This is a genomic window from Noviherbaspirillum humi (genome assembly GCF_900188095.1).
GTDB lineage: Bacteria > Pseudomonadota > Gammaproteobacteria > Burkholderiales > Burkholderiaceae_D > Noviherbaspirillum > Noviherbaspirillum humi.
This window is the reverse complement of the sequence record NZ_FZOT01000006.1, coordinates 80,775-104,300: the sequence shown is the minus strand read 5'-3', so window position 1 is coordinate 104,300 and position 23,526 is coordinate 80,775. Positions and strand designations below refer to the sequence as shown.

General features: G+C 65.0%; 20 protein-coding genes. 17 read left to right on the top strand and 3 right to left on the bottom strand.

Translation table 11 applies throughout. The annotated features are described in order from the left end of the window. Positions 1-37: 37 nt before the first annotated feature. Positions 38-3,568, bottom strand: a complete 3,531-nt coding sequence (gene smc, locus CHB88_RS11525) for a chromosome segregation protein SMC (protein ID WP_089399473.1) — start codon at positions 3,566-3,568, stop codon at positions 38-40. Between the two features lie 460 nt (positions 3,569-4,028). On the opposite strand from smc, the gene dapC reads away from it, so the two are divergent. The 14 genes from dapC (at position 4,029) to CHB88_RS11455 (ending at position 17,402) form a co-directional block, all read left to right on the top strand. After that, positions 4,029-5,237 (top strand): succinyldiaminopimelate transaminase, encoded by a 1,209-nt coding sequence (dapC, locus tag CHB88_RS11520; RefSeq protein ID WP_089399472.1) that lies wholly within the window; start codon positions 4,029-4,031, stop codon positions 5,235-5,237. A 32-nt stretch (positions 5,238-5,269) separates the two neighbouring features. Further along, positions 5,270-6,097, top strand: a complete 828-nt coding sequence (gene dapD, locus CHB88_RS11515) for a 2,3,4,5-tetrahydropyridine-2,6-dicarboxylate N-succinyltransferase (protein WP_089399471.1) — start codon at positions 5,270-5,272, stop codon at positions 6,095-6,097. A 29-nt stretch (positions 6,098-6,126) separates the two neighbouring features. After that, positions 6,127-7,260, top strand: a complete 1,134-nt coding sequence (locus CHB88_RS11510; protein WP_089399470.1) for a PilT/PilU family type 4a pilus ATPase — start codon at positions 6,127-6,129, stop codon at positions 7,258-7,260. Continuing rightward, positions 7,260-7,616 carry an ArsC family reductase gene (locus CHB88_RS11505; RefSeq protein WP_089399469.1) on the top strand — a complete coding sequence of 119 codons (357 nt, stop codon included), beginning with the start codon at positions 7,260-7,262 and terminating at the stop codon, positions 7,614-7,616. Before CHB88_RS11510 ends, CHB88_RS11505 begins: the two co-directional genes overlap by 1 nt. Further along, positions 7,613-8,743 (top strand): succinyl-diaminopimelate desuccinylase, encoded by a 1,131-nt coding sequence (gene dapE / locus CHB88_RS11500; RefSeq protein WP_089399468.1) that lies wholly within the window; start codon positions 7,613-7,615, stop codon positions 8,741-8,743. The genes CHB88_RS11505 and dapE overlap by 4 nt, the downstream gene beginning before the upstream one ends. A gap of 74 nt (positions 8,744-8,817) precedes the next feature. Continuing rightward, positions 8,818-9,708 carry a 50S ribosomal protein L3 N(5)-glutamine methyltransferase gene (gene prmB, locus CHB88_RS11495; protein WP_089399589.1) on the top strand — a complete coding sequence of 297 codons (891 nt, stop codon included), beginning with the start codon at positions 8,818-8,820 and terminating at the stop codon, positions 9,706-9,708. Then, a complete protein-coding gene (locus tag CHB88_RS11490) occupies positions 9,705-11,666 on the top strand; it encodes an ATP-binding cassette domain-containing protein (protein ID WP_089399467.1) in 1,962 nt (653 codons plus the stop codon). Before prmB ends, CHB88_RS11490 begins: the two co-directional genes overlap by 4 nt. Before the next feature lie 68 nt (positions 11,667-11,734). Beyond that, positions 11,735-12,832: a CaiB/BaiF CoA transferase family protein gene (locus CHB88_RS11485; protein WP_089399466.1), complete on the top strand. Its 1,098-nt coding sequence runs from the start codon at positions 11,735-11,737 to the stop codon at positions 12,830-12,832. Positions 12,833-12,884: 52 nt separating this feature from the next. Continuing rightward, positions 12,885-13,454, top strand: coding sequence for a GNAT family N-acetyltransferase (locus tag CHB88_RS11480; RefSeq protein ID WP_089399465.1), 570 nt, complete (start codon positions 12,885-12,887; stop codon positions 13,452-13,454). 13 nt (positions 13,455-13,467) lie between these two features. Next, complete coding sequence (locus CHB88_RS11475; RefSeq protein WP_089399464.1) at positions 13,468-14,316, top strand: Rossmann-like and DUF2520 domain-containing protein; 849 nt, start codon at positions 13,468-13,470, stop codon at positions 14,314-14,316. After that, positions 14,300-14,836, top strand: coding sequence for a hypothetical protein (locus CHB88_RS24420; RefSeq protein WP_143131222.1), 537 nt, complete (start codon positions 14,300-14,302; stop codon positions 14,834-14,836). Before CHB88_RS11475 ends, CHB88_RS24420 begins: the two co-directional genes overlap by 17 nt. 84 nt (positions 14,837-14,920) lie before the next feature. After that, the gene (ompR, locus tag CHB88_RS11465) at positions 14,921-15,688 is read left to right on the top strand and encodes an osmolarity response regulator transcription factor OmpR (protein WP_089399462.1); all 768 of its coding nucleotides are present in this window, start codon (positions 14,921-14,923) and stop codon (positions 15,686-15,688) included. 38 nt (positions 15,689-15,726) lie between these two features. After that, complete coding sequence (locus CHB88_RS11460) at positions 15,727-17,067, top strand: ATP-binding protein (RefSeq protein WP_089399461.1); 1,341 nt, start codon at positions 15,727-15,729, stop codon at positions 17,065-17,067. Between the two features lie 119 nt (positions 17,068-17,186). Then, a complete protein-coding gene (locus CHB88_RS11455; protein ID WP_089399460.1) occupies positions 17,187-17,402 on the top strand; it encodes a hypothetical protein in 216 nt (71 codons plus the stop codon). A 20-nt stretch (positions 17,403-17,422) separates the two neighbouring features. Here the strand turns inward: CHB88_RS11455 and ispF are convergent, their stop codons facing one another. Both ispF and ispD read right to left on the bottom strand, forming a co-directional pair. Continuing rightward, complete coding sequence (gene ispF, locus CHB88_RS11450) at positions 17,423-17,908, bottom strand: 2-C-methyl-D-erythritol 2,4-cyclodiphosphate synthase (protein ID WP_089399459.1); 486 nt, start codon at positions 17,906-17,908, stop codon at positions 17,423-17,425. After that, on the bottom strand, positions 17,905-18,603 hold the full coding sequence (gene ispD, locus CHB88_RS11445; protein WP_089399458.1) for a 2-C-methyl-D-erythritol 4-phosphate cytidylyltransferase: 699 nt from the start codon (positions 18,601-18,603) through the stop codon (positions 17,905-17,907). The genes ispF and ispD overlap by 4 nt, the downstream gene beginning before the upstream one ends. Positions 18,604-18,808: 205 nt before the next feature. Between ispD and mfd the strand changes: the two genes are divergently transcribed. From mfd to CHB88_RS11430, 3 genes are read left to right on the top strand one after another with little or no spacing between them, the layout of a single operon-like run. After that, entirely contained in the window at positions 18,809-22,255 is a 3,447-nt protein-coding gene (gene mfd / locus CHB88_RS11440) for a transcription-repair coupling factor (protein WP_089399457.1), read from the top strand. 26 nt (positions 22,256-22,281) lie between these two features. After that, positions 22,282-23,124 carry a phosphoserine phosphatase SerB gene (gene serB, locus CHB88_RS11435; RefSeq protein WP_089399456.1) on the top strand — a complete coding sequence of 281 codons (843 nt, stop codon included), beginning with the start codon at positions 22,282-22,284 and terminating at the stop codon, positions 23,122-23,124. Positions 23,125-23,153: 29 nt separating this feature from the next. Next, positions 23,154-23,513: a DUF4870 family protein gene (locus tag CHB88_RS11430; protein ID WP_089399455.1), complete on the top strand. Its 360-nt coding sequence runs from the start codon at positions 23,154-23,156 to the stop codon at positions 23,511-23,513. The last annotated feature ends 13 nt before the right edge of the window (positions 23,514-23,526 follow it).

Genomic DNA, 23,526 nt, shown 5'->3' with positions numbered 1-23,526 from the left:
AGGGGCCGGACCGTTCCGGCGTCCTTCCCACCGCGTGTCACGCCGCCTGCGCCTCGGAGGCGAAATTGGCCGCCGCTTCCATGTCCACCGCGACAATGCGTGACACGCCCTGCTCCTGCATGGTGACGCCGATCAGCTGCTGCGCCATTTCCATCGCGATCTTGTTGTGCGAGATGAAAAGGAACTGGGTGTGCGAGGACATGCGCTTGACCATGTTGCAGAAGCGCTCGGTATTGGCGTCGTCCAGCGGCGCATCAACCTCGTCCAGCAGGCAGAACGGCGCCGGATTCAGCTGGAACATCGAAAACACCAGTGCCGTCGCCGTCAGCGCCTTCTCGCCGCCCGACAGCAGGTGAATCGTCGCGTTCTTCTTGCCTGGAGGCTGCGCCATCACCTGCACGCCTGAATCGAGGATTTCCTCGCCCGTCATGATCAGCTTGGCGTTGCCGCCCCCGAAGAGGATCGGGAACAACTCGCCGAAATGGCGGTTCACCTTGTCGAAAGTGTCTTGCAGCAGGTCACGGGTTTCGCGGTCGATCTTGCTGATCGCGTCTTCCAGCGTGGCGATGGCTTCCGACAGGTCGGCGAACTGGGCATCAAGGAAATGCTTGCGCTCCGATGCCTGCGCCAGTTCCTCCAGCGCCGCCAGATTGACCGCCCCGAGCGCGGCGATGGCATTGGTCAGGCGGGTAACCTCGCCCTGGAGATAGGACGGCTTCATGTCCGGGTTCAGCTTCTGCGCCAGCGCGGCCTCGTCGGCCTGGGTGTCCGCCAGCGCCTGCGCATACTGCTCCTGGCTCAGGCGGGCCGCCTGCTCCTTCAGCTGCAATTCCATGATCCGGTCGCGCTGGGGCTGAAGGCTGCGCTCCGCCTGCATGCGCGACTCCTCATGGTGGCGCAGCTTCTGGGTGATCTGGTCCAGCTCATGGCGCGCATCGGCCAGCGCCCGCTCCTGAGCGCTGCGCCTTTCCAGCAACTCCTGCAAACCGGCCTGCGCCGTCTCATCGTCCAGATTTTCCAGTTCCAGCTGGCCCTGCTCCATGCTGGCGTGAAGCTGCGCCGACTGCTCCTGGGCAGTGACGATGCTGCGCCTGAGTTCGTCGATGCGGTTGCGGTGCGATTTCTCGGCGAACTCCGCTTCCTGGGCCGCCCGCTCCAGCTCCCGCAGGCGCAGACGGGCATCGTTCAGCTGGCGTTCCTTTTCCAGGTACTCCGTCTGTCCCTGCTCGTGCGTTTCCTGCAGTTCGGCCAGCTCCATATCGAGCTGCTCGAACCTGGCTTCAGACTCGGCCTGGATCAGTTTCTGCTCTTCCTCCTGGGCGGCGATCTCGGCCAGGTCGGATTCGATCTGGGTGCTGCGCTGGTTGTAGCGCTCCTGCACTTCGCTCAACTTCATGACGTCGATTTGCAGGCCGTGCACCGCCTGGGTCAAGGCGGCCACGCGCTGACGCAGTTCCTGCAGACGCTGGCCGGCGCCAGTGACGGCGGCATCGGCACGTACCGCACGGGTGCGCGCCTCGTCCGCCAGCATGTGCTGGGCGCGCAGCTGCTTGCCGAGATTCTCGATTTCCTGCTGGCGCGCCAGCATGCCATCCTGCTCGGAATCGGAGGCGTAGAAGCGCACGCTGGACTGGCTGATGACATGACCCTGCCGGGTGACGAAGCATCCGCCTTGCGGCAATTTGGCACGGTCGAGCAAGGCGGCGGCGCTGTCTTCGGCGACGAAGACGTTGTGCAGCCAATCCTGCAGCATCGCCCGCAGGCCGGGATCGTTCAGCTGCAGCAGGCTGATGAAGGGCTTGAGCCCGGCCGGCGCCGCGTCCTGGGAAGCGACCGGGATCGCGTTCGGGGTGTAGAGAGCCAGTTTGGCCGGCGGCGCGTCGTTGAAGAAGGCCTTGGCCCAGTCCAGGTTCGAGACTTCCAGCGCTGACGTGCGCTCGCGCAGCACCGCCTCCAGCGCGGTTTCCCAGCCCTGGTCGATATGCAGCTTCTGCCACAGGCGCGGCAATTCGCCCAACTCGTGCTTCTTCAGCCAGGGCTGTACCTTGCCCTCGGTCTGCACGTTTTCCTGCAGTTGCTTCAGCGCGGCGAGGCGCGCCTCGAGCTGCGCATGGGTGGCGGTCTCGCGGTTCAGCGATTCCTGCGCCGCGCGGCGCTCGTCCTCCAGGCGCGGCTGCTGCTCCTGCGCCGATTCCAGCTGTTCGCGGGCTTCCTCCAGGGTGGCCTGCTTTTCTTCCAGCTGCATCTTCAGGTTATCGAGGTGCGCCGGGTCCGGCACGCTCAGTCCGCCGCGTTCCTGGGTCAGGCGTTCGCGGCGCGTGGCCAGGCTGGACAGAATGTTGGAGGCGTTGCGCTGGTGGGCCGACTCCAGCTCGATCTGCTGCTGCGCCTGCATGATGCGGGCGCGCGATTCGGTGGTCTTTCCCTGGCTCTCGCGCCAGGCTTGCTCCAGCGCCGGCAGGCTGTCGTTCTGCGCCTGCGCCGCATGCTGGGCCTGCTCCACCCGCATCGCATGTTCTTCCAGCCGCATCTCGGCTTCTTCCAGGTCTTCCTGGTGCTGCCGGCCCTGGCGCTGCCACTGCTCGCGCTGCGCCGAGAGCGAATTCAGCTGCGTCTGCAAGCGGCCGCGCGACTCGATCACGAACTTGATCTGTGCTTCCAGGCTGCCGATCTCGGCATTGGTCGAGTACAGATGGCCCTGCGCCTGGTGCATGCGGTCGCCGGCGGCGTAATGCGCCTGCCGCATGTGCTCGAGCTCGGCCTCGATGTGGCGCAGCTGGGCGGTGTTCTGCTCCAGGTCGAGCTGGGCCTTCTCGATGTCCCGGAACTGCCTTTCCTGCTCGGCCTTGGCTTCGTTCTTGCGCAGCAGCCAGAGCAGCTTCTGTTTCTCCTCCTGGTCGGCCTGCAGCTCGCGGAACTTCTGGGCCACCGCCGCCTGCGCCTCCAGCTTTTCCAGGTTGGCATTCAGCTCGCGCAGGATGTCCTCGACCCGGGTGAGGTTTTCGCGGGTATCGTGCAGCCGGTTCTCGGTTTCGCGGCGGCGCTCCTTGTACTTGGAGACGCCGGCGGCTTCTTCCAGGAAGACGCGCAGCTCTTCAGGACGAGCCTCGATGATGCGGGAGATCATGCCCTGGCCGATGATGGCGTAGGCGCGCGGGCCGAGGCCGGTACCGAGGAAGATGTCCTGGATGTCGCGGCGCCGTACCGCCTGGTTGTTGATGTAGTAGGTCGAGGTGCCGTCGCGCGTCAGCGTGCGCTTGACGGCGATCTCGGCGTACTGGCTCCACTGCCCGGCGGCGCGGCCATCGCTGTTGTCGAACACCAGTTCCACCGAGGCGCGGCCGGCCGGCTTGCGGTTGGTGGAACCGTTGAAGATGACGTCCTGCATCGATTCACCGCGCAGCTCCGATGCCTTGGATTCGCCCAGCACCCAGCGTACCGCGTCGATGATGTTGGACTTGCCGCAGCCGTTGGGACCGACCACGCCGACCAGCTGGCCGGGCACCTGGAAGTTGGTCGGATCGACGAAGGACTTGAAGCCGGAGAGTTTGATCGAAGTTAGGCGCACGGTATCGAGAAAAGTTGTAAGAGCCTGATCAGTATTTATTTGGCATGTGCGTTCAAGCAGGAAGGGATGCAGTGCAAGGCGCGGCGCGCCGCTCAGGGTGGTCCCCTGTGCAAGCGCCGCAACGCCGCAATGCGCCCTTCTTGCTTGAACCCTTCGGGCAGCCACGGGAACCGATCGCCTGCGTCGTTGCGGCTCCTTGCCGTAGCCCCGCTACGTCGCGTCGCCCCGCCTAGCATTCGACCGGTTCGCGTGGCTGCGCACTTGCCAAATAAATACTGATCAAGCTCTGAAACCGACAACAAAAGGAGGCTTTCGAAGGGGGCCATCATATCATTTCACGCCGGAAGCTCAGCGCATTTCCGCTTCTGAAGAGGCAGTGTTTCCTGCGTAGCCAGATACGCAACTGTATAATTCCGCCTTCGCCCGCCCGGGCAGCCAGACCTCTTGTCATTGTTCTAACGTGAATCCGCTCCTCGACCAGCTCCAGCCCTACCCTTTCGAAAAATTGCGGCGATTGTTCGCCGGGGTGACGCCGAATTCGGCTTATTCACCCATCAGCCTCGGCATCGGCGAGCCCAAGCATCCGACGCCGCGCTTCATCCAGCAGGCGCTGGCCGACAACCTCGACGGCTTGGCAAGCTATCCGACCACGGCCGGTTCGGAGGCGCTGCGCGCCGGCATCGCCGGGTGGCTGGAACGACGCTACGGCTTGCCGAAAATCGACGCCGCCACCCAGGTTCTCCCGGTGAACGGCTCGCGCGAGGCACTATTCGCGCTGGCGCAGACGGTGATCGACCCGCGCCCCGGCGCGCTGGTGGTCTGTCCCAACCCGTTCTACCAGATCTACGAGGGCGCGGCCTACCTCTCCGGCGCCAAGCCCTATTTCGTGAATTCCGACCCGGCCCGCAATTTCGCGCCGGACTTCTCGGTGCTGGACGAGGCAAGCTGGCGCCACGTGCAGCTGCTCTACGTCTGCTCGCCCGGCAACCCGACCGGCGCCGTCCTCGGCCTGGACGACTGGAAAAACCTGTTTCAGCTGTCCGAAAAATACGGCTTCATCATCGCCGCCGACGAGTGCTACTCCGAGATTTATTTCAAGGACGAACCGCCGCTCGGCGCGCTGGAAGCAGCGCACCGCCTCGGTTTCGGCGACTTCCGCCGCCTGGTGGTGTTTTCCAGCCTGTCGAAGCGTTCCAACGTGCCGGGCATGCGTTCCGGCTTCGTCGCCGGCGACGCCGATGTGCTGAAACAATTCCTGCTCTACCGCACCTACCATGGCGGCGCCATGAGCCCGTCGGTGCAGGCCGCCTCGCTGGCCGCATGGAACGACGAGACCCATGTCGCCGAGAACCGAGCCAAGTACATCGCCAAGTTCAACCAGGTCACACCGCTGCTGGAAGAAGTGCTCGACGTGGCGCTGCCGGACGCCGGCTTTTACCTGTGGGCGAAAGTCGACAGGCTCGGCGGCGTGACCGATACCGACTTCGCCCGCGGACTGTACGCCGACTATAATGTGACGGTGTTGCCTGGGAGCTATCTCGCGCGCGAAGCGCATGGCATCAACCCCGGCAGCAACCGCATCCGCATGGCGCTGGTGGCCGAGGTCGACGAATGCCTGGAGGCCGCCCGCCGCATCGTCGAATACGCCCGCAAGCTATCCCTTTCCTGATTCCATCCATCGAGACCCGTAGAGAAACCACCATGACACAACAACTGCAGCAACTCATCGACCAGGCCTGGGAAGACCGTGCCAATTTCTCGCCCAAATCCGCCCCGTCCGACGTGCGCAACGCCGTCGCCGACGTGCTGTCCCAACTGGACGCCGGCACCCTGCGCGTGGCGCAGAAGGAAAGCGGTTCCTGGCAGGTCAACCAGTGGGTGAAGAAGGCGGTGCTGCTGTCCTTCCGCCTGGAAGACAATGCGGCCATGCCCTCCGGCGAACACATGCAGTTCTTCGACAAGGTGCCGACCAAGTTCGCCAACTACACCGCAGAAGACTTCGCCAAGGGCGGCTTCCGCGTGGTGCCGCCGGCCGTCGCCCGCCGCGGCAGCTTCATCGCCAGGAATGTCGTGCTGATGCCTTCCTACGTCAACATCGGCGCCTATGTCGATGAAGGCACCATGGTCGACACCTGGGCCACCGTCGGTTCCTGCGCCCAGATCGGCAAGAACGTCCACCTGTCCGGCGGCGTCGGCATCGGCGGCGTGCTGGAGCCGATGCAGGCCAACCCGACCATCATCGAGGACAACTGCTTCATCGGCGCCCGTTCCGAGATCGTCGAAGGCGTGATCGTCGAAGAGAACTCCGTCATCTCCATGGGCGTGTACATCGGCCAGTCGACCAAGATCTACGACCGCGCCACCGGCGAAGTCAGCTACGGCCGCATCCCGGCCGGCTCGGTAGTGGTCTCCGGCAGCCTGCCTTCGGCCGACGGCAAGTACAGCCTGTATTGCGCCGTGATCGTCAAGCGCGTGGACGCCAAGACCCGCGCCAAGACCGGCATCAACGAACTGCTGCGCGACGCCTGACAAACGCAGTCCGCTCCGGGAGGAAGCGCATGGCCATCGAACGCCTGTTTCAGCTGATGAAGGAAAAGAAGGCTTCCGACCTTTTCCTGTCCCCCGGCGCGCCGGTCCATGTGAAGATCAATGGACAGGTGCTGCCGGTGAACCAGCAGAAGCTGGACGACGTCACGGTGCGCGCCCTCCTCGGCGAGGTCGTCCCGCTGGACCAGATGCGCCAGCTGGACGACGACCATGAGCTCAATCTCGGCATTCCCGTCCGCGACATCGGCAACTTCCGCCTCTCCGCCTTCCGCCAGCGCGGCAGCGTGTCGGCGGTGTTCCGCTTCATCCCGATGGACATCCCGGCGCTCGCCGACCTCAAGCTCCCGCCGGCGCTGGCCGATATCGTGATGGAAAAGCGCGGGCTGGTGCTGGTCACCGGTGCCACCGGCTCCGGCAAATCGACCACCATCGCCTCGATGCTGGACTACCGGAACAGCCACAAGTTCGGCCACATCCTGACGCTGGAAGACCCGATCGAATACCTGTTCCAGAGCCGGAAATCGGTGGTCAATCAGCGCGAGGTCGGCACCGACGCCAAGAGCCTGTCCATCGCCCTGCGCAATGCGCTGCGCCAGGCGCCCGACTGCATCCTGATCGGCGAGATCCGCGACACGGAAACCATGGCGGAGGCGATTGCCTATGCCCAGTCGGGCCATCTGGTGCTCGCCACCCTGCATGCCAACAACAGCTACCATGCGCTCAACCGCGTGATCAGCTTCTTCCCGCTGGAGACGCGGCAACTCATGCTGAGCGACCTGGCCGCCACGCTGAAGGCGGTTCTGTCGCAGCGCCTGGTCCGCTCGGTCGATGGCGGCCGGCGCGCGGCGGTGGAAGTGCTGCTCAACACGAGCCACATCGCCGAGCTGATCGAGGAAGGCGAGTTCAGCAAGATCAAGGAAGCGATGGAGAAGAGCATCTCGCCCGGTTCCCAGACCTTCGAGCAATCGCTGATGCAGCTTATTTCCGAAGGGGCGGTATCGGTGGACGAAGCGCTGGCCAATGCCGACTCGGCGACCAACCTCTACTGGCTGCTCAACAACCAGACCGCCGCCAAACAGGAGGCGGAGCCGGAACCGCCGAAGGACGATGGCCCCACCTTCACCGAATTCACCCTCAACATCTGATGACAGTCACGCTCTACGGCATTCCCAACTGCGACACCGTCAAGAAGGCCCGCATCTGGCTCGACAGCAAGGGCATCGCCTACGTCTTCCATGACTTCAAGAAGGCGGGCGCACCGGCCGCGCTGATCGACGGCTGGCTGACACAGGTTCCCTGGACTACTCTGCTCAACACCCGCGGCACCACCTGGCGCGGCCTGCCCGAAACGCGCCGGGCCGAGGTGAGCGACGCCGCCGGCGCATCGTCGCTCATGCAGGAAGCGCCCTCCCTCATCAAGCGCCCGGTGCTCGCGACCGGCGGCGCCATCCACGTCGGCTTTTCCGACGCGGCTTATCAGGACATCTTCAAGCCATCATGACCAGCAAAACCCTCGCGCTCACCGAAGAGCTGATCGCCCTTTCCTCCGTCACGCCGGACGACAAGGGCTGCCAGCGGCGCCTGATCGATCTGCTTTCTCCACTCGGCTTCGATTGCGAATCCATCGAGTCCGGCGGCGTCACCAACCTCTGGGCGCGGCGCGGCACCGCCGCCCCGCTGCTGGTCTTCGCCGGCCATACCGACGTGGTGCCCACCGGCCCGGTGGACCAGTGGCAATCGGACCCGTTCAAGCCCTCCCATCGCGACGGCAAGCTGTACGGCCGCGGCGCCGCCGACATGAAGACATCGATCGCCGCCATGGTCGTGGCGGTGGAAGAATTCGTCGCCACCCATCCGGACCACAAGGGATCGATCGGTTTCCTGATCACCAGCGATGAGGAAGGTCCGGCCACCGACGGCACCGTGATCGTCTGCGACAAGCTGCAGGAGCGCGGCGAAAGGCTGGATTACTGCATCGTCGGCGAGCCGACCTCCAACCAGGAGCTCGGCGACATGATCAAGAACGGCCGGCGCGGCACCATGTCGGGACGCCTCACCGTCAAGGGAATCCAGGGGCATATCGCCTATCCGCAGCTGGCAAAGAATCCGATCCACCTCGCGGCGCCGGCGCTCACCGAACTGGTGGCCGAGAAATGGGATGAAGGCAACGAGTACTACCTGCCGACCTCCTGGCAGATGTCGAACATCCACGGCGGCACCGGCGCGTCGAACGTGATTCCGGGCGAGGTGGTGATCGACTTCAATTTCCGCTTCTCCACCGCCAGCACCGCCGAGGGATTGCAGCAGCGGGTGCACGCCATCCTCGACAAGCATGGGCTGGATTACGACCTGAAGTGGACCATCGGCGGCCATCCCTTCCTCACGCCGCGCGGCGCGCTCAGCGATGCGCTGTCCGGCGCGATCCGGGAGGAAACCGGCATCGACACCGAGCTCTCCACCACCGGCGGCACCTCCGACGGCCGCTTCATCGCCCGCATCTGCCCGCAGGTGATCGAGTTCGGCCCGCCCAACGGCAGCATCCACAAGATCGACGAGCATATCGAGATCCGCTTCATCGATCCGCTCAAGAACATCTACCGCCGCACGCTGGAAAAGCTGCTAACCTGATCCGATCATGGCGGCGCCTTTCGGCGCCGCTCCCGTTTTCAACGGCGGCCATGCCGCCCATCAACATTCCTGGCATGAACCCTAACACCCTGTCGACCGTGCGCGACCTGCTGCGCTATGCGGTCACCCGCTTCAATCGCGAAAAGCTGTTCTTCGGCCACGGCTCCGCCAGCGCCTTCGATGAAGCTGCCTACCTGGTGCTGCACACGCTTTCGCTGCCGCTGGACAAGCTGGAACCCTTTTACGACGCCAAGCTGCTGCCGGACGAAGTGGAGGCGGTATTGAAGGTAATCGAGCGCCGCGCGATGGAGCGCGTGCCGGCCGCCTACATCACCGGCGAAGCCTGGCTGGGCGACTACCGCTTCACGGTCGACGAACGGGTGATCGTGCCGCGCTCCTTCATCGCCGAGCTGATTCCCGAGCAGTTCGCGCCCTGGGTGGCCGACCCCGACGGCATCACCAGCATCCTGGAGCTGTGCACCGGATCCGGCTGCCTGTCCATCATGATGGCGGATGCGTTTCCGAATGCGGCCATCGATGCCGTGGACATCTCCCCGGATGCGCTGGCGGTAGCCAAGCGCAATGTCGCCGACTATGAAATGGAAGACCGGATCAACCTGGTCCAGTCGGATCTCTACGAAGCGCTGCCGAAGAAGAAATACGACCTCATCATCACCAACCCGCCTTACGTGAATGCGGATTCCATGGAGCGCCTGCCGCAGGAGTATCGGCATGAACCGCAGATCGCGCTGGCCGGCGGCGCGGATGGCATGGACCTGGTGCGGCGCATCGTCGACGGCGCCGCCGAGCGCCTTAACCGCAACGGCGTCCTGATGGTCGAGATCGGCAACGAACGCGAATACGCCGAGGCAGCCTTCGGCGACATGGAGCTCACCTGGCTCTCCACCTCCGCGGGCGACGACATGGTGTTCCTGCTCACCGCAAGCCAACTGAAGAAGCGATGATACGGTTTCAGCAAGTCAGTCTCACGAGGGGCGTCAAACCGCTGTTGGAAAACGCCGACCTCACCCTCAATCCCGGCGACAAGATCGGCCTGATCGGCGCCAACGGCGCCGGCAAGTCCAGCCTGTTCGCAGTGCTGCGCGGCGAGCTGCATGCCGACCAGGGCAGCGTCGATTTCCCGGCGAAGTGGCGCATGGCCTACGTCGCCCAGGAAACGCCGGCGCTCGACCGTGCGGCGCTCGAATACGCCATCGACGGCGACGTTCACCTGCGCCAACTGGAAGCCGATCTGGCACAGGCCGAAGCCCAGGCCGACAGCCACCACACCGGCAACCGCATCGCCGAGCTGCATGCGGCGCTGGCCGATGCCGATGCCTATACCGTCCGCTCCCGCGCCCAGCAATTGCTTACCGGCCTCGGCTTCACCCTGGAACAGATGCAGCGGCCGGTGGCCAGCTTCTCCGGCGGCTGGCGCATGCGCCTGAACCTGGCGCAGGCGCTGATGTGTCCTTCCGACCTGCTGCTGCTCGACGAACCGACCAACCACCTCGACCTCGACGCCATCCTGTGGCTGGAGGACTGGCTCAAGCGCTATCCCGGCACGCTGGTCATCATCTCGCACGACCGCGACTTCCTCGACGGCGTGGTCAACGTCATCGTCCACATCGACCAGCGCAAGCTGATCCGCTACAGCGGCAACTACTCCGCCTTCGAGCGCCAGCGCGCCGCCCAGATGGCGCTGAGCCAGGCCGCCTTCGAAAAGCAGTCAAGGCAGCGCGCCCATCTGCAATCCTTCATCGACCGCTTCAAGGCCAAGGCCACCAAGGCCAAGCAGGCGCAGAGCCGCATGAAGATGCTGGCGAAGATGGAAGAGATCGCGCCGCTGCGCGCCGCCGCCGAATTTTCCTTCGAGTTCCGAGAGCCGCTCAGCTCGCCCAACCCGCTGCTGGTGATGGAAGATGTGGATGCCGGCTACCAGGTCGAGGACGGCAACGGGAAGACCATCGTTTCCCGCATCAATTTCTCGCTGCAGACGGGCCAGCGCATCGGCCTGCTCGGCGTGAACGGCGCCGGCAAGTCGACCTTCATCAAGACCATCGCCGGCGAACTGCAGCCGCTGGCGGGCGATGCCCGCTTCGGTAAGGGCCTGGTGATCGGCTATTTCGCCCAGCACCAGGTGGAAATGCTGCGCCACGACGAGTCGCCGCTCTGGCACCTGACGAAGCTGGCGCCGGATGCGCGCGAGCAGGACCTGCGCAACTTCCTCGGCGGTTTCAATTTCCCCGGCGACATGGTGACTTCGTCCATCGCCCCGTTCTCGGGCGGCGAGAAGGCGCGGCTGGCGCTGGCGCTGATCGTCTGGCAGCGGCCGAATCTGCTGCTGCTCGACGAACCGACCAACCACCTCGACCTCGAGACTCGCGAGGCGCTGACCATGGCGCTGGCGCAGTTCGAGGGCACCCTGGTGCTGGTCTCGCACGACCGCCATCTGCTGCGCGCCACCACCGACCAGTTCTTCATCGTGGCCGACGGCCGCCTGAATCCATTCGACGGCGATCTCGACGACTACCGCGACTGGCTGTTCAAGACCCGGCTCGGCAAGGCCGATCCAGCGTCCGATGGCGGCACGAAGGCGAAGGCGGCGGCCGAATCCGCCCCGGTGCCGACGGAAGACCGGCAGGAGCGGCGCCGACGCGAGGCGGAGGAAAGACAACGCCTGTCCGCCCTGCGCAAGCCGATCGAATCGCGCATCAAGCGGCTGGACGAGCAGTTGGTCAAGCTCAACCAGCGCAAGGCGGAGATCGACGCACGCTTGGCCGACCCTGCGATCTACGAAGATGGCGCAAAGGAGGAACTGAAGTCCCTCATCCTCGACCAGGCTTACGTGGCGAAGGAACTGGAACAGCTCGAAACCGAGTGGCTGGAACAGCAGGACGCGCTGGAGCGCGTCGGCGCCTGACCGATCACCCGGGCGGACAAACCGTCTGTAGCAGGGATTGTCCCACCCGCCCCTCTGGAGGATGCAGCATGGAGAAAGCCGCCGTTTCGAATGCCCTGCCGCTGCACGGCGTCCGCGTGCTCGACCTCACCCGCCTTCTGCCCGGCCCGCTGGCGACGCAGCATCTCGCCGACCTGGGCGCGGAGGTGATCAAGATAGAAGACACCGGCAGCGGCGACTATGCCCGCACCATGGGCAAGGTGCGGGCCGAGGTGTCGCAGTTCTTCGTCGCCGTCAACCGCGGCAAGCGCATGCTGCGCATGGACCTGAAGGACGCGGCTCAACGCGGCGAATTCCTGGAGATGGCCAGGCTGGCCGATGTGGTGGTGGAGAGCTTCCGCCCCGGCGTGATGGACCGCCTTGGCCTGGGCTGGGAAACCCTGAAGCAAGGCAATCCGCGCCTGGTGATGTGCGCGATTTCCGGCTACGGTCAGGACGGCCCGTTCGCCGCGCTGGCCGGCCACGACATCAACTATCTCGCCTTGTCCGGCATGCTGGAGCAGAACGCCGGTCCGGACGGCACGCCCGCCCTGCCCAACCTGCAGGTGGCAGATTTGCTCGGCGGCGCGCAGCAGGCGGTCTCCGGCATTCTTGCCGCGCTGATCGGCGCCAGGACCACCGGCGCTGGCCGCTTCGTCGACATTTCCATGACCGACGGCGTCCTGGCGCACAACATCATGCCCCTGGTGGCGGTGAACAACGAGGGCCGCAGCGCCGCGCCCGGCCGTGACCTGCTGACCGGCGGCGTGCCCTGCTACAACGTCTATCGGACCAGCGATGACCGTTTCATGGCGGTCGGGGCGCTCGAATTGAAGTTCTGGCAGGCAGTGTGCGAGCGCCTCGGCCGCTCCGATCTCGCTCATCGCCATTGGAGCCTCGGCCAGCAGGTCGGCGGCGCGGAGGCGATGGCGATCAAGTCCGACCTCGATGCGCTGTTCCGCCAGCGTACCCAGGCCGAATGGACCGCGCTGTTCGCCGATGCCGATTGCTGCGTCACGCCGGTTCTGCGCATGGACGAGGCATTGCAGCATTCGCTGTTCCGGGAGCGCGGCATGGTGTCGCGCCAGGTTCATCCGACCGAAGGCGAGTATTGGGCGGTGGCGCCCGCCATCCGCTTCCGGAATTGATTTAGACTCGGCGCATCTGAATCCTCAACCCCTCCTGACAAGGCCGGTGCCGATGAGCCTGCTCTTCCCCACGCTGTCCACCGCACGCCTGCGCCTGCGCCGCGTCACCATGCAGGATGCTGATGCGCTCTTCGCCATCCACTCCGACGTCGAATGGATGAAATGGTATGGCGTCGAGCCGGTCACCCAGCGCGTGCAGGCGGAGCAGCTGGCCGACATGTTTTCCGGCTGGTTCGTGGCCGGCACCGGCTTCCGCTGGGCGCTGGAGCGCCGGCTGGATGGGCGCCTCATCGGCACCTGCGGTCTGTTCCGCTGGAACAAGAGCTGGCGCAACTGCGTCATTGGCTATGAGCTGGCCCGCGATTGCCGTCGCCAGGGCTATATGCGCGAAGCGCTGGAAACGGTAATCGACTACGGCTTCGACCGCATGCAGGTGCACCGTATCCAGGCCGAGACTCACCCCGACAACCATGATTCGATCCAGCTCGCGCAGCGCCTCGGCTTTCGCTACGAGGGTGTGCACCGGGAACAGGCTTACTGGTCCGGGCATTACCATGATCTGAACTGCTACTCGCTGCTGGAGCAGGATTGGCGGCAGTCGCAGCGCAGCCGGGATGATTGAACCTGGAGCAGGCATGAAGACCCTCAACATCATCGGCGCCGGAGCGCTCGGCAGGACAGTCGGCAGGATGTGGCAGCAGGCCGGCGTCTTCGCGATCGGCGACGTGGTCAACCGCTCTGCGGCAAGCGCGGCCGACGCGGTTCGATTCATCGGCGGCGGGCGGCCGCTTTCGGAAATCGCGGACATGCGGGAAGCCGATGCCATCCTGATCGCCACGCCCGACGGCGCGATCGCCGAAACGGCGGCGGTGCTGGCGCGGACCCCACTGGATTTTGCCGGGCGTATCGTATTTCACTGCAGCGGCGCCTTGCCCTCCGCGCTCCTTGCGCCGGTCGAAGCCCGCGGGGCTCTGATCGCCAGCGTCCATCCCATCCGCAGCTTTGCGGTGCCGGAAAACGTGATCAGCGATTTCGCCGGCACCTTCTGCGGCGTCGAAGGAAACGAACAGGCATTGGCGGTGCTCGAACCGGGGTTCGCGGCGCTCGGCGCGCGTCTGGTGCGCATCGATCCGGATGCCAAAACGCTTTATCATGCCGCGGCGGTATTCGCCGCCAACTATCCGGTGACCCTGCTCGACATCGCCGTTCAAGCTTATGGCAAGGCCGGCATCGCGCCGGAAACGGCATTGCAGATGATGGCGCCGCTGGCCATGCATGCGGTGAGGAATGCGCTCGCGGCGGGACCGAAGGCCGCGCTGTCCGGGCCGGCCGCCAGGGGGGACTGGGAAACCCTGAAGCGCCAGCAGTCAGCTCTGCAGGAATGGGACGATGAACTTGCCCGCCTTTATGAACTGCTGGGCCGCTTCAGCGCCCGTCTTGCGGGCAAGACGCCGCCAGAAACATCACTTGAATTCACAACTTGATGGAAATCAAATGCCGCACGGCAAGGAGTTCGGCTTAATGACGCCGCTGATACACTTCGTGCCCGGCCTGTTCGATCTGCTGGCGCAGGCGGCGCCGGTCGTCCGGAGACATCCTGTTGTTATCCTGGCGGCGCTGGCCGCCCTGATCGCCGCCTCCCTGGGCATTCTGGCTGCCTTGGTCGCCATAACCGCTGCTCTGCCAGCCCTGGTTCTGAGGCATCTGCTGGGCGCCTTGCTGCTGGACCGGTTGCTGCCGATCCGAACTCGGGTCATAGTCGGTCTTCTGCGTAAAAAAGCCGCGCAGGATCTCCCTGCCAGCCTGACCGAAATGTCCCGGCTGGGCGAGCGCGCCAACCGCGCTTGCGGTCAACAGAACTGCCAGAGTGAATTGCTTGAGCGCCATGAGATCAACCGTTGTTCCGTGAATCGTCTCTGCCTTTCTCACATATATGGGCATCAGCGTCCACGGCAAGCAGGTATCGAGATGTCCCAGTGTAGGCCGCTGCGAACCGGGACGTAACCCGTTTGGGGTAAAGTGTGTAACAAGCTGTAATACTACGTCATTCCTCTATCAAAACCCGCTAGTCGACCTTACCATAGCGCCATGAATACGACAAATCTTGCTGGCAACGCCAGCGCCGTCTCCCAGCATGCGCACCAGGCCAAGATCCTCGTCGTGGACGACGATGCGCGCCTGCGCGATCTTCTGCGCCGCTACCTGTCGGAGCAGGGATTCAATGTCGTCACCGCTGAAAATGCCCAGAGCATGAACAAGTTCTGGCTGCGCGAGCGCTACGATCTGCTGGTGCTCGACCTCATGCTGCCCGGCGAGGATGGCCTGTCGATCTGCCGCCGCCTGCGCGGCGCCGGCGACCAGACGCCGATCATCATGCTCACCGCCAAGGGCGAGGACGTGGACCGCATCGTCGGCCTGGAAATGGGCGCCGACGACTATCTGCCCAAGCCCTTCAATCCGCGCGAGCTGGTGGCGCGCATCAACGCCGTCCTGCGCCGCAAGGGTCCCGACGAGATTCCCGGTGCGCCGTCGGAAACGCCGCAAACCTTCGCCTTCGGCGATTTCGTGCTCGATCTCGGCACCCGCACCCTGAAGAAAAATGGCGAGAGCATCAGCCTCACCACCGGCGAGTTTTCGGTGCTGAAGGTGTTTGCCCGCCATCCGCGGCAGCCGCTGTCGCGCGAGAAATTGATGGAGCTGGCTCGCGGCCGCGAATACGAAGTGTTCGACCGCAGCCTCGACGTCCAGATCTCCCGCCTGCGCAAGCTGATCGAGAGCGACCCCTCCAACCCTGCTTTCATCCAGACCGTCTGGGGCCTCGGCTACGTGTTCATTCCCGAAGGACAATCGCGCTGATCAGTTCGCCCGAAGAATCCGCGCTCCCCTTTTCCAGCATGCGGAGCAAGCTGAACCGCCTCGGCTGGCTGAAGAGCGGCCTGCTGTGGCGCACCTTCTTCCTGCTTGCCTTTCTCATCACCGCCAGCCTCGCCGCCTGGGTCGCGAGCTTCCGGGTCGTCGAGCGCACGCCGCGCGCCCAGCAGCTGGCGGCCCAGATCATTTCCATCGTCACCATCACCCGGGCCGCGCTGACCCACTCCGCGCCCGACCTGCGGCGCGAACTGCTGTTCGATCTCGCCAGCAACGAGGGGATCCGCATCTATCCGCTGGAAAAGAGCGATGAGGTGGAGCCGCCGCCTGACAACGTGCTGCTGCCCATCCTGCGCGACACGGTGCGCGACAACCTGGGCGCCGATACCAAGTTCGCCGGCCGGGTCAATGACGTCGCCGGCTTCTGGATCAGCTTCAAGATCGAGGATGATGAATACTGGCTGCGCCTCGACCGCGAACGTATCGAGCGGGTGTCCGGCATCCAGTGGCTGGGCTGGGGCACCATCACCCTGCTGATGGCGCTGGTGGGCGCGGTGTTCATCTCGCGGCTGATCAACCAGCCGCTGGCCAACCTGACCGCCGCCACCCGCGCCATCGCTGCCGGCCAGCGCCCGCCTCCCCTGCCGGAAAGCGGGCCGGCGGAGATCCGCCAGGCCAACCGCAGCTTCAACCAGATGGTGGACGACCTCGAGCGGGTGGCGTCCGATCGCGCCGTGATTCTCGCCGGCATCTCGCACGACCTGCGCACGCCGCTGGCGCGCATGCAGCTGGAGGTGGAAATGGCCCACCTGCCGGACGATGCACGCAAGGGCATGCAGTCCGACCTGACCCAGATGGATGCCATCATCGGCCAGTTCCTCGACTACGCCCGGCCGACCGATGTCGCCAAGTTCACCCGCGTCGATCTGAGCGGCCTGCTGACGCAGACGGCGGAGGAAGCGGCGCGCCTGCCCGACGTTCGCATCGATGCCCGGGTTGCCGATGGCATCCATGTGCAAGGGGATGCGACAGACCTGCGCCGCGTCATCAACAACCTGATCGAGAATGCGCGCCGCTACGGCAAGAAGGAAGACGAGGAAATCGCCACCATCGACATTGCCTGCCGCTTGGAAGGCGGAAAGGCGCTGCTGGAGATCGCCGACCATGGCGACGGCGTTCCCGACAGCGAACTGGAGCGCCTGCTGCGTCCTTTCACCCGACTCAACGTCGCCCGCAGCCAGGCGAACGGCTCCGGCCTCGGCCTGGCCATCGTCGAGCGCATCGTCAAGCGCCATCGCGGCGAACTCAAGCTTGCCAACCGGGAGGGCGGCGGCCTGAAGGCGGGCATCACCCTGCCCGCCGCCTGACCAGTCCGCTCGCCGTCTGCGCCGCCGCTGAACTTCCCTCTTCGTGAGCAATCTACCAAGTCCGCATCCCGGATCATCGCGGGATGTTCCGTTCGTCCGGATCGGCAAGAGGAGGCTCCATGAATGCAGGCAATCAAGGCGGCAACCAGGGCGGCAACCAGGGCGGCAATCCCGGTTCGCAAATGAATCCGGGCGACGAAGCCGCGCCGGGCACCCCGGGCACCGGCGAGGACTTGTGCCCCCAATGCAGCGGCAAGGGCAAACTGGGCGACGGCACCCCTTGCCCGAACTGCGGCGGCACCGGCAAGATCGTGGAAGGCATCGGCGGCGGCTGATTCTTCCGCCCGGAAATTCCTTACGCCCGAACCAGCAGCACCACCGCCTGCGCGGCAATTCCTTCTTCCCGGCCTTCCCAGCCGAGGCTTTCGTTCGTCTTGGCCTTGACGTTCACCTCATCCGGCGCGATGCCCAGGTCCTCGGCCACATGCAGGACCATCTGCGGAATGTGCGGCGCCATCTTCGGCGCCTGGGCGATGATGGTGGCATCGACGTTCCCCACCAGATAGCCGGCTGCCCTCACCCGGCGACAGGCTTCCCGCAGCAATGCGCGCGAATCGGCACCGGCGAACTCGGCATCGGTATCCGGAAAATGCCGGCCGATGTCGCCCAGCGCCGCTGCGCCGAGCATGGCGTCAGTGATTGCATGCAGGAGCGCGTCGGCATCGGAGTGGCCGAGCAGGCCGCTGGCGTGGGGAATATCCACGCCGCCGAGAATCAGCTTGCGGCCCGGTACCAATGCATGGCAATCGTAGCCCTGGCCGACGCGGATCGTGGTCTTCATGCTTGTCCTTTCAGATAAAGTTCGGCCAGCGCAATGTCGTGCGGCAGGGTGACCTTGAAGTTGCGCGGACTGCCTTCGATCAGCAGCGGGCGCAGGCCGAGCGCTTCGATCGCGCTGGCATCGTCGGTGATTTCGCCGGCGGCTTCCAGCGCCCGCAGCAGCAGGCCATGGCGGAACATCTGCGGCGTCTGCGCCGCCCACAGGCCGGCGCGCGGCACGGTGCGTTCGGCGCTTCCGTTCGCATCGGCGGCCTTCAGCGTATCCACCACCGGCAGCGCCAGCAAGCCGCCCACCGGGCTGTCGGCCACGGCGTCGATGAGCTTGCTCACCAGTTGCGGCGTCAGCCCCGGTCGAGCGGCATCGTGAACCAGGATCCAGTCGTTTACCCGTGTTTCGCCGGCGATCGTGCGCAGGCCGTTCAGCACCGACGCCTTGCGGGTCTCGCCGCCGCAGCGCAGGACGTTCACCCTGCCCTGCAGTTCGGGCTCGGCACTTAGGGCCTCATCGACATAGCCGTCCGCGGCGCTGACGACGAGGTGGATGCGGTCGATCTGCGGCGAATCGACGAAGGCCTGGAGCGCATGCAGCAGCATCGGCTTGCCGGCAAGCGGCAGGTACTGCTTGGGCAGGGTCGCGCCGAGGCGTGCGCCGACGCCGGCGGCGGGAATCAGGGCATGGAAACGGGTGGAACTCATCAAATGGCGCGCAGCGGCTGGCCGGTGGTCCAGGCGCTGTCATGGTTTGCTATCGGGAACGGGAATCATACCTTAGCCCGGCACTCCAACAGCAGCCGGGAGGCGCCGGGGCCGGCAAATGCCTTCGTTTATAATCTCCGGTTCATTGTTTCAGCCGGGCAGCGCGGGCTCCCTCGGACTGGAACGCTTGCCGTCTTCCATACCGATGTCATTCGATCTCAAGAACGCCCTTCCCAAACCCGGTCACCGCCACGCCCTGCCGGCCGTCCACGGCTCCGCCGATTCCTTCGTCCTGGCGGAAGCAGGCCTCCGGCTCAAGGCGGAAAAGCGTCAGCTGGCCATCGTCGTTGCCAATGCCGCCGATGCCCAGCGCCTGCTGGTTGAGATTCCCTGGTTCGCCCACCGCCAGGGCACGGAATTGCGCTGCCACCTGCTGCCCGACTGGGAAACCCTGCCCTACGATGCGTTTTCCCCGCACCAGGATCTGGTTTCCGAGCGCCTGGCCACCCTGTATGACGTGCAAAACGGCCAGTCCGACGTGCTCATCGTGCCGGCCAGCACCGCGCTGCTGCGCATGGCGCCGCCCTCCTTCCTCGCCGCATACACCTTTTTCTTCAAGCAGGGCGAGACCCTCGATGAAGCCCGCCTCAAGACCCAGCTGACGCTCGCCGGCTATGCGCATGTCACCCAGGTGATGTCGCCCGGCGAGTATTCGGTGCGCGGCGGACTGATCGACCTGTTCCCGATGGGCTCGGCCCTGCCTTATCGCATCGACCTGTTCGACGAGGCGATCGAGACCATCCGCACCTTCGATGCCGACACCCAGCGCTCGCTGTATCCGGTGAAGGAAGTGCGCCTGCTGCCGGGGCGGGAATTCCCGATGGACGAAGCCTCCCGCACCGCCTTCCGCAAGCGCTGGCGCGAAGTGTTCGAGGGCGATCCGACCAAGTCGCCGATCTACAAGGACATCGGCAACGGCGTGCCGTCGGCCGGCATCGAGTATTACCTGCCGCTGTTCTTCGATGAAACCGCCACCCTGTTCCAGTACCTGCCGGAAGATGCCACGCTGGCCTTCGTCGGCAATGTCGACGAAGCCATCCGCCGCTTCTGGAGCGACACCCAGTCGCGCTACCAATTCCTGAGATCGGACCGGGAACGGCCGCTGCTGCCGCCGCAAGACTTGTTCCTCACCGGCGACGATTTCTTCACCCTGGCCAAGCCGCACGGCCGCATGGTGTTGCAGCCATCGGATGAGCCGTCGGAAATCTCGGCGCCGCTGCCCAATATCGCAGTCAATCGCCGCATCGACGATCCGCTTGCCAACCTGCGCTCCTTCCTGCTGCAGACCGACAAGCGGGTGATGATCTGCGCCGACTCCAGCGGCCGCCGCGAAACCCTGCAGCAGTACTTCAGCGAGTTCAAGCTCGACCTGGAAGGCTGCGCCGGCTTCGAGGATTTCGCCGCCAGCGACGGCCGGGTGATGCTCGGCGTGGCGCCGCTGCACGCCGGCTTCCAGCTTGGCCCGGACCTGGGCAATCTGGCTTTCATCACCGAGACCGAGCTTTATGCCGGCAGCGGCCGCCGCGCCGGCCGCAAACGCCAGGAAGCCACGAGCCAGGTCGACGCGATGGTGCGCGATCTGTCGGAACTCAAGATCGGCGACCCGGTGGTGCACGTCAACCACGGCATCGGCCGCTACATGGGCCTGGTGAGCATGGATCTCGGCGAAGGCGAAACCGAGTTCCTGCACCTGGAGTACGCCAAGGAGAGCAAGCTCTACGTGCCGGTGTCGCAGCTGCACGTCATATCCCGCTACTCCGGCGCCTCGCCCGAGGACGCGCCGCTGCATTCGCTCGGTTCCGGCCAGTGGGAAAAGGCCAAGCGCAAGGCGGCGCAGCAAGTGCGCGACACCGCCGCCGAGCTGCTCAACCTGTACGCGCGACGCGCGGTGCGCCAGGGCCACGCCTTCCAGTACTCGGCGCGCGACTACGAAACCTTCGCCGAAAGCTTCGGCTTCGACGAGACGCCAGACCAGAGCGCTGCCATCAATGCGGTGATCCAGGACATGACCAGCGGCCGCCCGATGGACCGCCTGATCTGCGGCGACGTCGGCTTCGGCAAGACGGAAGTGGCGCTGCGCGCCGCCTTCGTCGCGGTGATGGGCGGCAAGCAGGTCGCCATCCTGGCGCCCACCACCCTGCTGGCGGAGCAGCATGCGCAGACCTTTGCCGACCGCTTCGCCGACTGGCCGGTGAAGATCGCCGAGCTGTCGCGCTTCCGCACCGGCAAGGAAGTGTCGGCGGCGATCAAGGGCCTGGCCGAAGGCACGGTGGACATCGTCATCGGCACCCACAAGCTGTTGTCCAGCGAAGTGAAGTTCCAGCGCCTGGGCCTGGTCATCATCGATGAGGAGCACCGTTTCGGCGTGCGCCAGAAAGAGGCGCTGAAGGCGCTGCGCGCCGAAGTGGATGTGCTGACGCTCACCGCCACGCCGATTCCGCGCACCCTCGGCATGGCGCTGGAAGGCATGCGCGACTTCTCCGTCATCGCCACCGCGCCGCAGAAGCGCCTGGCGATCAAGACCTTCGTGCGGCGCGAGGACGAATCGGTGGTGCGCGAAGCCTGCCTGCGGGAGCTCAAGCGCGGCGGCCAGGTGTATTTCCTGCACAACGAAGTGGAGACCATCGAGAACCGGCGCCAGATGCTTGAGCGGCTGCTGCCCGAGGCGCGCATCGCCGTGGCCCACGGTCAGATGCATGAACGCGACCTGGAAAAGGTGATGCGCGACTTCGTCGCCCAGCGATTCAACATCCTGCTCTGCACCACCATCATCGAGACCGGCATCGACGTGCCGACCGCCAACACCATCGTCATGCATCGCGCCGACAAGTTCGGCCTGGCGCAGCTGCACCAGCTGCGCGGCCGCGTCGGCCGCTCGCACCACCAGGCCTACGCCTACCTGCTGGTGCACGATGTGCAGGGTCTGACCAAGCAGGCGCAGCGCCGCCTGGAAGCGATCCAGCAGATGGAGGAACTGGGCAGCGGCTTCTACCTCGCCATGCACGACCTGGAGATCCGCGGTGCCGGTGAAGTGCTGGGCGAGAACCAGTCGGGCGAGATGCACGAGGTCGGCTTCCAGCTCTACTCCGACATGCTGAGCGAAGCCATCCGCTCGCTCAAGAACGGCAAGGAGCCGGATTTGGCGGCGCCGCTGGCGTCCACCACCGAAATCAACCTGCATGTGCCGGCCCTGCTGCCCAACGAGTATTGCGGCGACGTGCACGAGCGCCTGTCGCTGTACAAGCGCCTCGCCAACTGCGAGACGCAGGATGCCATCGACAGCATGCAGGAGGAACTGATCGACCGCTTCGGCAAGATGCCGGACCCGGTCAAGGCGCTGGTGGAGACGCACCGCCTGCGGGTGTCGGCCAAGCAGATCGGCATCGTCAAGATCGATGCCCATGCGGAGTCGGCGGTGCTGCAATTCCAGCCGAATCCGCCGGTGGACGCGATGCGCATCATCGAACTGGTGCAGAAGAACCGCCATATCAAGCTGAACGGCCAGGACAAGCTGCGCATCACGGCCGCCATGCCTGACCTCGCCGCCCGCGTCGGCCAGGTGAAGACCACCATCCGCTCGCTGGCGGCCTGACAAGATTACTCAACAACGATTCGAACATGAACCTGATTCTGCAAGGATTGTCGGCCGACCGGCCGGCCGTGGACCGCATTGCCCGCATCGCTGGCGCCAAGCATGTCGTGGCGCTTTCCCCGCTCGCCTTCCGGTGCGAAGGCGTGTCCGCCGATCCGGCGCTCAAGGCGGAGGTCGGCCAAGCCGCCTTCGAGGCGAAGCTGGATGCCACCTTCATCGAACCCGGCCGCAAGCTGAGCGACTTCGGCCTGGTGGCGATGGACATGGATTCCACCCTGATCACCATCGAATGCATCGATGAGATCGCCGACATGCAGGGCCTCAAGCCGCAGGTGGCGGAAATCACCGAGGCGGCGATGCGCGGCGAGATCGAGTTCCAGGAAAGCCTGAAGCGCCGCGTCAGCCTGCTGAAGGGCCTCGATGCTTCCGCGCTGCAGCGGGTCTACGACGAGCGCCTGAAACTGTCGCCGGGCGCCGAAAACATGCTGCGTGCGGTTCAGGCCGCCGGCCTGAAGACGCTGCTGGTCTCGGGCGGCTTCACCTTCTTCACCGACCGCATGAAGCAAAGGCTGGCGCTGGACTACACCCATTCCAACCTGCTTGAGGTAGCAGACGGCAAGCTGACCGGCAAGGTGGTGGGCGGCATCGTGGATGCCGACGAGAAAAAGCGCACTGTGGAACGGGTTTGCGCCGAACTGGGCATTTCCACCCGGCAGGCGATCGTCATGGGCGACGGCGCCAACGACCTGAAGATGATGGGTATTTCCGGCCTCTCAGTAGCCTTCCGCGCCAAGCCGGTCGTGCGCACGCAGGCCGATGTGGCATTGAATTTTGTGGGGTTGGACGGCATCTTAAACCTGTTCGATTGATTCCCCACCCACTCTAGTGAGGAGATGCGATGGCTCAGGAACTGGTACTGGACAACAACCTGCAATCCGGCAAGAACCTGGCCTGGTGGCTATACCTGTTTCACGCCGCCAGCTTCTTCTTCTCGCTCGGCGCCTTTTCCTGGATCCCGCTGATCCTCAACTACGTCAAGCGCGACGACACCGCCGGCACCTTCGTCTACAGCCATCATTCCTGGCAGATACGCTCGTTCTGGTGGTATTTCATCTGGATGGCGCTGGGCGGCGTGCTGTTCCTGACGGTGATCGGCATCCCGCTGGCATGGCTGATCTGGTCCGTTGCCTGGGTGTGGAAGGCTTACCGGCTGATCAAGGGCTTCATCTACCTGAACGACAACAAGCCGATGCCGTGAAAATTGGGTAGCG

Bases quoted from the DNA above. Each gene is read 5' to 3' on its own strand.
- CHB88_RS11490 (WP_089399467.1), top strand. From the start codon at position 9,705: ATGATACGGTTTCAGCAAGTCAGTCTCACGAGGGGCGTCAAACCGCTG.
- CHB88_RS11480 (WP_089399465.1), top strand. From the start codon at position 12,885: ATGAGCCTGCTCTTCCCCACGCTGTCCACCGCACGCCTGCGCCTGCGC.
- dapD (WP_089399471.1), top strand. From the start codon at position 5,270: ATGACACAACAACTGCAGCAACTCATCGACCAGGCCTGGGAAGACCGT.
- CHB88_RS11510 (WP_089399470.1), top strand. From the start codon at position 6,127: ATGGCCATCGAACGCCTGTTTCAGCTGATGAAGGAAAAGAAGGCTTCC.
- CHB88_RS11485 (WP_089399466.1), top strand. From the start codon at position 11,735: ATGGAGAAAGCCGCCGTTTCGAATGCCCTGCCGCTGCACGGCGTCCGC.
- ispF (WP_089399459.1), bottom strand. From the start codon at position 17,908: ATGAAGACCACGATCCGCGTCGGCCAGGGCTACGATTGCCATGCATTG.
- CHB88_RS11505 (WP_089399469.1), top strand. From the start codon at position 7,260: ATGACAGTCACGCTCTACGGCATTCCCAACTGCGACACCGTCAAGAAG.
- CHB88_RS11455 (WP_089399460.1), top strand. From the start codon at position 17,187: ATGAATGCAGGCAATCAAGGCGGCAACCAGGGCGGCAACCAGGGCGGC.
- dapE (WP_089399468.1), top strand. From the start codon at position 7,613: ATGACCAGCAAAACCCTCGCGCTCACCGAAGAGCTGATCGCCCTTTCC.
- CHB88_RS11460 (WP_089399461.1), top strand. From the start codon at position 15,727: ATGCGGAGCAAGCTGAACCGCCTCGGCTGGCTGAAGAGCGGCCTGCTG.
- serB (WP_089399456.1), top strand. From the start codon at position 22,282: ATGAACCTGATTCTGCAAGGATTGTCGGCCGACCGGCCGGCCGTGGAC.
- prmB (WP_089399589.1), top strand. From the start codon at position 8,818: ATGAACCCTAACACCCTGTCGACCGTGCGCGACCTGCTGCGCTATGCG.
- CHB88_RS11430 (WP_089399455.1), top strand. From the start codon at position 23,154: ATGGCTCAGGAACTGGTACTGGACAACAACCTGCAATCCGGCAAGAAC.
- ispD (WP_089399458.1), bottom strand. From the start codon at position 18,603: ATGAGTTCCACCCGTTTCCATGCCCTGATTCCCGCCGCCGGCGTCGGC.
- CHB88_RS11475 (WP_089399464.1), top strand. From the start codon at position 13,468: ATGAAGACCCTCAACATCATCGGCGCCGGAGCGCTCGGCAGGACAGTC.
- ompR (WP_089399462.1), top strand. From the start codon at position 14,921: ATGAATACGACAAATCTTGCTGGCAACGCCAGCGCCGTCTCCCAGCAT.
- mfd (WP_089399457.1), top strand. From the start codon at position 18,809: ATGTCATTCGATCTCAAGAACGCCCTTCCCAAACCCGGTCACCGCCAC.